This is a genomic window from Bifidobacterium sp. POST2/T3 (B1), assembly GCF_058197115.1.
The window spans coordinates 1-9,742 of the sequence record NZ_JBVPQK010000085.1 but is presented as its reverse complement, the minus strand read 5'-3'; the positions used below and the strand labels follow the sequence as shown (position 1 = coordinate 9,742).

Annotated in this window: 9 protein-coding genes; 8 read left to right on the top strand and 1 reads right to left on the bottom strand. The window is 61.6% G+C overall.

Annotated elements, in window-relative coordinates; translation table 11 throughout:
• From AC0AP0_RS05705 to AC0AP0_RS05690, 4 genes are all read left to right on the top strand, one after another.
• On the top strand, nt 1–1,025 hold a 1,025-nt coding region (locus AC0AP0_RS05705; protein WP_490429667.1), incomplete at its 5' end, for a large ribosomal subunit assembly factor BipA.
• Nucleotides 1,026–1,097: 72 nt separating this feature from the next.
• The gene (locus tag AC0AP0_RS05700; protein ID WP_490429666.1) at nt 1,098–1,562 is read left to right on the top strand and encodes an alcohol dehydrogenase; all 465 of its coding nucleotides are present in this window, start codon (nt 1,098–1,100) and stop codon (nt 1,560–1,562) included.
• Complete coding sequence (locus AC0AP0_RS05695) at nt 1,559–2,545, top strand: prephenate dehydratase domain-containing protein (protein ID WP_198176616.1); 987 nt, start codon at nt 1,559–1,561, stop codon at nt 2,543–2,545. The genes AC0AP0_RS05700 and AC0AP0_RS05695 overlap by 4 nt, the downstream gene beginning before the upstream one ends.
• Before the next feature lie 65 nt (nt 2,546–2,610).
• The gene (locus AC0AP0_RS05690) at nt 2,611–3,648 is read left to right on the top strand and encodes a prephenate dehydrogenase (RefSeq protein WP_490429668.1); all 1,038 of its coding nucleotides are present in this window, start codon (nt 2,611–2,613) and stop codon (nt 3,646–3,648) included.
• Here the strand turns inward: AC0AP0_RS05690 and AC0AP0_RS05685 are convergent.
• Entirely contained in the window at nt 3,638–3,910 is a 273-nt protein-coding gene (locus AC0AP0_RS05685; protein WP_490429665.1) for a DUF6725 family protein, read from the bottom strand. The genes AC0AP0_RS05690 and AC0AP0_RS05685 overlap by 11 nt on opposite strands.
• A 104-nt stretch (nt 3,911–4,014) precedes the next feature.
• Between AC0AP0_RS05685 and AC0AP0_RS05680 the strand changes: the two genes are divergently transcribed.
• The 4 genes from AC0AP0_RS05680 to AC0AP0_RS05665 all read left to right on the top strand — a co-directional run bounded on the left by AC0AP0_RS05680 (nt 4,015) and on the right by AC0AP0_RS05665 (nt 9,680).
• Nucleotides 4,015–4,947: a tyrosine recombinase XerC gene (locus AC0AP0_RS05680; protein ID WP_490429664.1), complete on the top strand. Its 933-nt coding sequence runs from the start codon at nt 4,015–4,017 to the stop codon at nt 4,945–4,947.
• Between the two features lie 172 nt (nt 4,948–5,119).
• Nucleotides 5,120–6,790, top strand: a complete 1,671-nt coding sequence (locus AC0AP0_RS05675; RefSeq protein ID WP_445342509.1) for a peptide ABC transporter substrate-binding protein — start codon at nt 5,120–5,122, stop codon at nt 6,788–6,790.
• Between the two features lie 126 nt (nt 6,791–6,916).
• Nucleotides 6,917–8,563, top strand: a complete 1,647-nt coding sequence (locus tag AC0AP0_RS05670) for a peptide ABC transporter substrate-binding protein (RefSeq protein ID WP_490429663.1) — start codon at nt 6,917–6,919, stop codon at nt 8,561–8,563.
• Nucleotides 8,564–8,753: 190 nt separating this feature from the next.
• A complete protein-coding gene (locus AC0AP0_RS05665) occupies nt 8,754–9,680 on the top strand; it encodes an ABC transporter permease (protein WP_110412669.1) in 927 nt (308 codons plus the stop codon).
• Nucleotides 9,681–9,742 lie beyond the last annotated feature (62 nt).

Below are 9,742 nucleotides of genomic sequence, written 5' to 3'. Positions count from 1 at the left end.
GCGACATCGTGGCTGTGGCCGGTGTTGAGGACATCATGATCGGCGAGACCATCGTCGACCAGGACGATCCCCGCCCCCTGCCTCTGATTCACGTCGACGACCCGGCCGTTTCCATGACCTTTGGCACCAACGACTCGCCACTGGCCGGTACCGAGGGCAAGGACCACAAGCTGACCGCCCGCATGCTCAAGGACCGTCTGGACCGCGAGCTGATCGGCAACGTCTCCATCAAGGTGCTGCCCACCGATCGGCCCGATGCCTGGGAGGTTCAGGGTCGTGGCGAGCTGGCCCTGGCCATCCTGGCTGAGCAGATGCGCCGCGAGGGCTACGAGCTGACCGTAGGCCGTCCCCAGGTAGTTACCAAGACCGTGGACGGCAAGGTTCAGGAGCCCATGGAGTCCGACACCATCGACGTGCCCGAGGAGTACATGGGCGCAGTTACCCAGCTCATGGCCGATCGTAAGGGCCGCATGGAGACCATGACCAACCATGGCTCCGGCTGGGTCAGGATGCAGTTCACCGTGCCATCCCGTGGCCTCCTGGGCTTCCGTACCGCCCTGCTGACTGCCACCCGTGGCACTGGCATCTCCTCGTCGATCTCTGCCGGCTACGCTCCCTGGGCAGGCGACATCAAGACCCGGCAGAACGGATCCATGGTCTCCGACCGCTCCGGCAAGGCCAGCCCCTACGCCATGCAGAAGCTCCAGGCCCGCGGTGAGTTCTTCGTCAAGCCCCAGTCGCCCGTCTACGAGGGGCAGATCGTGGGCATCAACAACAAGCCCGGCGACCTGGACATCAACATCACCCTGGAGAAGCACATGACCAACATGCGTTCCTCCACCGCCGACGTGCTGGAGACCTTGACCCCGCCCATTGACATGAGCCTGGAGGAGTCCCTGGACTTCGCCAACGATGACGAGTGCGTGGAGGTGACCCCCGAGTCCATCCGCGTGCGCAAGATCATCCTGGACAGGGATGCCTGGTATAAGTGGAACGCCCGTCAGCGCAGGGCCAACAAGAAGTAAGCCTTCTCTCACAATCAGCCTTGGTCCGACCCGGCCGCCCCACGGTGACCGGGTCGGACTAGTCTTGAACCCATGAAGTCTCAGGTTTCCAAATCCAAGGACCAGACCGCCTCCCGTTCGATGGGGGAGTCCGGCAAGGTGAGTCCCTTCCGCTGCCTGCTGGGCCTGCCCATCGGCCTGGCGGTGGGCGTGCTGGGGACCCTGGTCCAGCGTTCCGGGGCCGCTCAGGGTCTGCCTTGGGGGATGGTCCTGGCCTATCTGCTGGTGGCCCTGGCCGCCTGGTGGGTCCGCTGCGACAGCGGCACCATGGGTCTGGCCCTGCATCTGGTGGCCTCGACGGTCACGGTCTGGCTGCTCTCCATGAGGGGGCCGGGCGGCGACGTGCTCATGCCCTATGCCAACTTCCCTACATTCTTTGCCAAGTATGCGGTCTTCCTCTGGATGGGCGGGCTGGTCCTGATACAGACCCTGGCCATCTGCCTGCCGGCCTCCTGGTTTGCTGACGGCCCCCTGCGTCGTCAGGGGCGATTGGCATGAGCCGGGTTCCGTCAGAATCACCGGCGACTCCGCCTGACCGTATTCCCCTGCACTTCCTGGGTCCCGAGGGGACCTTCACACACCAGGCCGCCCTTGAGGCCGCCAACCTCATGGCAACAAGGCTGGGCTGCCAGGCGGAACTTAAGCCCTGCACGGATGCGGCTGCCATTGTGGCCGCCGTGGAGGAGGGCCGGGGCTGGGGGGTGCTGGCCTGGGAGAACAACGTGGAGGGCCATGTGGTGCCCAACATGGACGCCCTGATCGACGCTCAATCGGTAGCGGGCTTCGGCATGGTCCGTCTGCCCATCGTCTTCGATGCCTTCGTCCGGGTCGACCATGGCCCCCTGCGCCAGGTCGGCGCCCACCCCCACGGACTGGCCCAGTGCAAGGGCTTCATCAAAGAGACCGGCCTCAATCCAGTCCCGACCAACTCCAACGCTGCGGCCTGCCGTGATTTGGGCCCCGATCAGGTGGCTCTGGGGCCGCGCATCTGCGGGAGCCTCTACGGTCTGGAAACCTACCGGCGTGAGGTGCAGGACTATCAGGGGGCCCGCACCGACTTTCTTGTGCTGGCTCCCCGGGATCAGGCCGCCGGGCTGGCGCGCCGCCTGGCACCGGGCGGGGATTTCGAGTCCATTGTCACTTTTATCCCCCTGAATACCGGGCCGGGCGTGCTGGCCAACCTGCTGGACCGTCTGCGTGATGCGGGCCTTAACATGACCTCTTTCATGTCCCGGCCCATCAAGGGGCACGACGGGACCTACAGCTTCGTCGCCAGCATCGACGCCGCACCGTGGCAGAAGGGTCTGCATCAGGTGCTGGCCGACCTGCTGGAAAGGGGGGACTGGCTCAAGACCCTGGCGGTCCATCCGCGCACCCCGCATCCAGCGCCCCCCATCCGTGAATGGATGCTGCCCAGGGCGGGGGCCTTCCGGGGTGAGGACCCCGATTCCGAGACAATCAGCAAGGAGTTGTTATGGTAGATGAATCCGCGCCCTTCCCACACATGGACCTGTCCGGGCCCGAACACATGCACCCGATAGCGGGCATGGCCGCCTCACCGGTGCTGACCTCGGCCCACAAGATCGCCGTTGCAGGACTGGGTCTGATCGGGGGATCGTTGGCCCGCCGCCTGGCCGCCCGGGGTCGGTTCGTGATCGCCTGGAACCATAACGACCGTCCCTATGAGCAGGCCCGCAGCCAGGGAATCCATTGCGTGGACACCCTGGAGGAGCTGGCCAAGGGCAAGCCCGACGTTCTGGTGCTGGCCACCCCCTTGCGGGTCATGCCCGACGTGCTCCAAGCCTTGGCCCCGGTGCTGACTCGTGGCACCACCCTCACGGACGTGGGCAGTGTCAAGGGTCCGGTCCGCAGGCAGGTCGAACAGGCCGGTCTGGCCGATCGCTATGTAGGCGCCCATCCCATGGCCGGCAGCGAGGGTTCCGGCTATGAGGATTCGGACCCGGCCCTCTTGGAAGATGCCCTTTGGGCACTCTGTGTCGATGAGCATACGGATTACAGCCGCTTCCTGACTGTGGCCGATATGGTCACCCAGGGGCTGGGCAACCGGCTGATCGTCCTGGATAATGCCACCCATGACCGGGCCGCGGCACTGATTTCGCACATGCCCCATGTGGTGTCGACCGCCCTGGCCAACATGCTGACGAAATCGCCCGACCGTCGTGTGGCCTCGGCTCTGGCGGCCGGATCCTGGCGGGACATGACCCGTGTGGCCCTGACCGATCCGGAACGGACCCGGGCCATGGTGGAGGAGAACGCCGACCAGGTGGCCGACCTTCTGGATGCCCTGGTCGAGAATCTGCAGGACATGGCTTCCCTCTTGAGGAATCCGAAGCCGGAGGCCGATGAAAAGCGTAGGGACTTCTTCCTCCGGGCCGATCCCTTCCGGCGCTACAAGGCTGCCCTGGGCGACCGGGAGCAGATGCCCACAACTGATCTGGAACTGGATCTGCAGGGGGGCAACTGGCGGCAGGAGCTGCTGGATTCGGCCCTGCGCGGCGAGCAGGTCTCGGCCTTCCTGACCACCAGCAGGGCCCGCGTGCTGCACCCGCCGGTCATTGACTGAGATCCGGATGGTCCGGGCGGGGCGAACGGCGTTCCGGAACCGGCTTCAGCGCCACCATGTCTGCCGCCTGAAGGGTCACGCGCTCCCCGGGGCGTGACCCATTGGCCGCCGGATCCCTGTCCAGGATCAGCCGATGTCCGTCCCAGTCGACCACATGGCCCACGTAGTCGCGGAACTTTGGCCTTCCATCTTCCGGATTCAACCCCAGGGCAATCCTGACCACCAGACGTGCTCCGGCCGGTATGGTTGCTGGCAAACGCATGGCCATCCACCTCCTTCGTCAGTATCGCCTGCAGCTGCGACGAGGGCAAAAACGCCTAGACTGTATTGCACATACTGCACAGCTAAGCGAAGGGAGCACCCGTAGTGGACCAGGATTTGCAGGACTTTACCGACTATCTTTCCCGGGTGGCAGGCAAGAGTCCCAACACCGTGCGTTCCTACCGGGCCGACCTGGCGGGCTTTCTGCACCTGATGCATTTGCGCGGCATCGATGACCCTGCGCAGATCGACCTGGCCACCATCAGGTCCTGGCTGGCCCGTGAGGCAGCCACTCACGCCCGCTCGACCATGGCCCGGAAGACGGCCGCACTAAGGTCCTTCTTCGGCTGGTTGAGCAGGCACGGCCGGATCAAGACCGACCCCACTCTGGCCCTGAGCAGTCCCAAGCAGTCCGAGCACCTTCCACGAATCCTGACGCATGATCAGGCCCGCACCTTGATGGATACGGTTGACCAGGATCCAGTCGAGCCCAGGGAGGACGAGAAAGTTCAAGCGGCCCTGCAGGTGCGGGATGCGGCCATGCTGGAGCTGCTGTACGCCACGGGTATGCGTGTTGCCGAGCTTTGCGGACTTGACCTGGATGATGTGCATCGGCACAGCCGCACTGTGAAGGTCCTGGGCAAGGGTTCCAAGGAGCGGGTTCTGCCCTATGGCCTGCCCGCCGACCGCGCCCTGGATCGCTGGCTGGGGGAGGGGCGGCCGGTCCTGGCGGGCGCAACGGCTAAATCGGCCTGCAAGGCAGGTCAGGCCCTCTTCCTGGGTCAACTAGGCGGCAGGGTTGGCCAGCGGCAGGTTCGCAAGGTGGTTCATCAGGCGGCTGGTCAGGCTGGGGTGCCTGACATCGCCCCCCATGCCCTGCGGCACTCGGCCGCTACGCATATGCTGGATGGGGGAGCCGACCTGCGCGAGGTTCAGGAGATGCTGGGCCACTCCTCCCTGCGAACCACCCAGCGCTACACCCACGTCTCCATCGAGCAGCTGCGGGACCGGTACAGGCAAGCTTTTCCGCGGGCTTGAGATTCGGCAAGTGAGACGAGACTTGCTTTACGAAATATCTTCGTACCAGAATATGGCGTATTGTGGCTTACGCGTCTGTCAGGGATCTTTGAGGTTCGGTCATCCTAGTGTCTCTGGTTGCAGACGTGAAGTTGACAGTTAGTAAATATATGAATATTAGGGAGCAGCAGCAATGAAGAAGGGTTCACAGCTCACGCTCGTGTCCGCGACCATCTGTGCCTTGGCGCTTTTGGCAAGCGGCTGCGGTAGTGGTTCAGACACCAAGGGCGCTCAGCAATCGTCCAGCAGCCAGTCAGGCAACAATACCGTCGTTTCGGTCCATGGGTGTGAGCCGGCCAAACCACTCATTCCCAGCAACACAGTGGAGAGCTGCGGCGGGCAGGTGGTGGACGCCATCAATGCCAAGCTGGTCCGTTTCGACGACCAAGGCAAGGCCCACAATGATCTGGCCTCGGAGATCAAGGGCAACGACGACATGACCCAGTACAAGGTCACCTTGGTCGATGGGCGCAAGTTCTCGGACGGCACTCCCATCACGGCCCAGTCATTCACTAAGGCCTGGTCCTGGGCAGCCAATGTGAACAACGGCCAGCTGGGTTCCAGCTTCTTCGCCAACATCAAGGGCTATGACGATCTGCAGAAGCAGGGCGCGCCCGCGGATGGACAGCTGTCCGGCCTGAAAGTCGTGGACGACAAGACCTTCACCGTGGACCTCAGTTCGCCCTCGTCCACCTTCCCCATCCAGGTGGGCTACACCTCCTTTGCGCCGCTGCCCGAGTCCTTCTACAAGGACACCAAGGCCTATGGCGAGAACCCGGTCAGCTCGGGCCCCTACAAGTTCGATTCCTGGCAGCACAATACCATGGTCAAGCTTCGCAAGAACACCACCTACAAGGGCGATGTCAAGGTCCAGAACGGCGGCATCGACTACAAGGTCTACACCGACGTCGGTTCGGCATACTCCGATGTGCAGGCGGGCAACCTGGACGCGATCGATACCGTCCCCACCTCAGCCCAGAAGACCTTCATGACTGACAACTTGGTTCAGGGCTACAACAAGCCTGGTTCCGTCCTGCAGATGTTCACCATCCCTACCACCATGGAGCACTTTGGCCAGGACGAGGAGGGTCACCTGCGCCGTCAGGCCATCTCCATGGCTTTGGATCGCAAGATGCTGATCGACAAGGTCCTGGGTGGTCTGGGTGTGCAGCCCACTGATTTCACAGCACCGGCCATCCCCGGTTACTCCAAGAACCTCAAGGGCTCCGATAATTTGAAGTACAACGCTAAGAAGGCCAAAGAGTACTGGGCCAAGGCCGATGCCATCAGCCAGTGGCCTGCCGACAAGAGCTTCCAAATGGTCTACAATGCTGACGGCGGTGCCAAGGATTTCTATGACGGCATGGCCAACTCCATTAAGAACACGCTGGGCATCAAAGCTGAGGCCACTCCTGTGCCCACCTTCAGCGAGTTCCGTGGCAACGTTAACAAGCGCGCCTACAAGGACGCGGCCTTCCGGTCGGCCTGGTCACCTGATTATCCTTCTCCTGAGAGCTACCTGTTGAGCAACTTTGCCAGCTCGGCGGCTGACGGCAACGGGTCCAACGATGGCGACTACAAGAACCCCAAGTTCGATGACCTGCTGAAGCAGGCCGCAAAGGCCAAGGACACCAGCGAGGCCAACAAGCTTTTCCAGCAGGCTGAGGAGATCCTTCTGCAGGACATGCCAGCGGTTCCGCTCTACTACGCCAACAACAAGGGTGCCTCCGCCAAGAATGTGCAGGGATTGACTCTGGGCTGGAACAGCTATCCGAACCTCGCGGAGTTGTCTAAGAAGAAGTGATGATCGTGCCGAAAACAGCATAATCCGTCGTCGACCCGGCCGGATCCGCAGCAAAGCGGATTCGCGCCCGGGTCTTGTGTACTGGCGGCGGTTTCGGGAAACCAACCAAAGGAAAGAGCAGCATATATGAAGAAGCAATCGGCCCTGACCATTGCCGGCGCCGGACTGTGCGTCATGGCGCTCACGCTGAGCGCCTGCGGCGGATCCGGTGGGTCCGACTCCTCAGCCAATAGTACCAACGGCGGCAGCTCGGATGCCGTCATCTCGTTCTTCAACCCTGAACCGACCAATCCTCTCATCCCTGGCATGACCAACGAAGTGGGGGGCGGCAACCCCATCGACCTCATGTTCTCCAAGCTGGTACGCTTCGACGACAAGGGCAAACCAGTCAACGAGATCGCCAAGCAGATCAAGGCCAATGAGGACAACACCCAGTACACCGTGACCATCAACGATGGCTGGAAGTTCTCTGATGGCACCCCGGTCACCGCACAGTCCTTCACCAAAGCCTGGTCCTGGGCGGCCAACATCGGTAACAAGCCGCTGGCCTCCAGCTTCTTCGCCAACATTAAGGGTTATGACGACCTGCAGAAGGAGGGCACCCCTGGCGAGGCCCAGCTGTCCGGTCTGAAGGTCATCGATGACAAGACCTTCACTGTGGATCTCAGTTCGCCCTCGTCCACCTTCCCCATTCAGGTGGGCTACACCGCTTTTGCGCCGCTGCCTGAGTCCTTCTATAAGGACACCAAGGCCTTTGGCGAGAAGCCAGTGACCGTGGGGCCCTACAAGTTCCAGTCCTGGGAGCACAACAAGTCCATAAAGCTGGTCAAGGACTCCACTTACAAGGGCGGTATCAAGGTCAAGAACGGCGGTGTTGAGTTCCGGTCCTACACCGATCCCACCGCGGCTTACCGCGACGTGCAGGCCGGCAACCTGGATGTACTGGACACTCTGCCCGCCTCGGCTCGCAAAACCTTCCAGACCGACAACACGGTCCAGGCCGTCAACGACCCGGGTTCGGTCATCCAGATGTTCACCATCCCGACCTACATGAAGCACTTCGGCCAGGATCAGGAGGGCAAGCTACGTCGCCAGGCCGTCTCCATGTCCATCGACCGAGCAAGCATCATCAAGAAGGTGCTGTCCGGAACCGCCAAGGAGGTCCACGACTTCACGGCCCCCGTCATCCCCGGCTATTCAACCAGCATCAAGGGATCCGACGTGCTCAAGTACAACCCGTCCAAGGCCAAGGAGCTCTGGGCCGAGGCCAACAAGATCTCCCCCTGGGGCGAGGGCGACACCTTCAAAATCGCCTACAACGCCGATGGTGCTCACAAGGAGATCTACGATGCCGTCACCAACTCCATCAAGAACGCCCTGGGCATCCAGGCTGCGGGCAACCCTCTGCCCACCTTCAGCGAGTTCCGCTCCAACGTGCAGAACGGCAAGTTCAATGACTCGGCCTTCCGCTCTGGCTGGCAGCCTGACTACCCCTCGCCTGAGAGCTATCTGTCGAGTAACTTCTCCAGCTCGGTATCCAACGGTAACACCTACAGGAACCCCGAGTTTGACGCCCTGTTGGACAAAGCAGCCTCCGCCAAGAGCATCGACGAGGCCAACAAGATCTACCAGCAGTCCGAGGAGGTGCTCTTCCGCGATTTGCCTGCAGTCCCGCTCTACTACCAGAACTCCAACGGTGTGGCCGCCAAGAACATCAAAGGATTTTCCTTCACCTGGAAGGGAACCCCCGCCTACTACAACATCAGCAAGTGAGGTGACGGGAGCTTGAATCCCACACCCCAAAACTGATACTGCCTGGGCCGGCGCGGGAGGATTTACTCCGCGTCGGCCTTGGTGTTTTTGCACCCCTGTTGAGGTGTGCTGGTAGACTCAAACAAGAATTTTTGCGGCGGCCCCGATCCCCATGCCGATCCCGGTCGCGGATGACAAAGGAGAATAGCCGATGGGTAAATATCTTCTGCGACGTATTCTGCAGATGATCCCCGTCGTTCTCGGCACGACGCTTCTGATATACGCGCTGGTCTTCGCGCTTCCTGGTGACCCTGTGGCCGCCATGTTCGGGGACAAGCCGGTCAATCAGGCCGTTGCCGCACAGATACGTTCGGAATACAATCTCGACAAGCCCTTCATCGTGCAGTACGTGCTTTTTCTGAAGAACGCACTGACCCTGAACTTTGGCAATACCTTCGCCGGTCAGCCTGTAATCAGCGTTATCGGCAGGGCCTTCCCAGTGACCATTAAGCTGGCCTTGATGGCCTTCGTCTTCGAGGGCATCTTCGGCGTGATCTTCGGCATCATCGGCGGCCTGACCAAGGGCAAGTGGTCGGACAACATCATCCTGGTCCTCTCCCTGCTGCTGATTTCGGTGCCTACCTTCGTCACCGGCTTCATTCTGCAGTACCTGTTCGGTGTTAAATGGCATCTGCTGCCAGCCACGGCCGGAGCCAATCCGGGCTTTATTGATTTGCTCATGCCGGCCATCGTGCTGGGATCCGTATCCATGGCCTCCATCATCCGTCTGACCAGGACGGAGATCACTTCAAACATTTCCGAGGATTACGTGCGCACGGCCCGGGCCAAAGGCATGAGCAACCGATCTGTCATCGTCCGGCATGTATTGCGCAACTCTCTGATTCCCGTGGTCACCTACCTGGGCGCCGACATCGGCGGACTCATGGGCGGAGCCATGATCACCGAGCGCATCTTCAATATCCAGGGCGTGGGCAACACCCTCTACCAGGCCATCCTGAGGGGCGAAGGCACCCTGGTGGTCTCCATCGTGACCATTCTGGTCCTGATCTTCGTCATCACCAGCCTCCTGGTCGATCTGCTCTACGCAGTGCTCGATCCGCGGATCCGGTATGCGTGAGGGAGAGGGACCGACTATGAGTGAAACGGCAATGAACGAGTCAAGCGAACAGAACGAAAGCC

Bases quoted from the DNA above. Each gene is read 5' to 3' on its own strand.
- AC0AP0_RS05670 (WP_490429663.1), top strand. From the start codon at position 6,917: ATGAAGAAGCAATCGGCCCTGACCATTGCCGGCGCCGGACTGTGCGTC.
- AC0AP0_RS05695 (WP_198176616.1), top strand. From the start codon at position 1,559: ATGAGCCGGGTTCCGTCAGAATCACCGGCGACTCCGCCTGACCGTATT.
- AC0AP0_RS05690 (WP_490429668.1), top strand. From the start codon at position 2,611: ATGGCCGCCTCACCGGTGCTGACCTCGGCCCACAAGATCGCCGTTGCA.
- AC0AP0_RS05675 (WP_445342509.1), top strand. From the start codon at position 5,120: ATGAAGAAGGGTTCACAGCTCACGCTCGTGTCCGCGACCATCTGTGCC.
- AC0AP0_RS05700 (WP_490429666.1), top strand. From the start codon at position 1,098: ATGAAGTCTCAGGTTTCCAAATCCAAGGACCAGACCGCCTCCCGTTCG.
- AC0AP0_RS05665 (WP_110412669.1), top strand. From the start codon at position 8,754: ATGGGTAAATATCTTCTGCGACGTATTCTGCAGATGATCCCCGTCGTT.
- AC0AP0_RS05685 (WP_490429665.1), bottom strand. From the start codon at position 3,910: ATGCGTTTGCCAGCAACCATACCGGCCGGAGCACGTCTGGTGGTCAGG.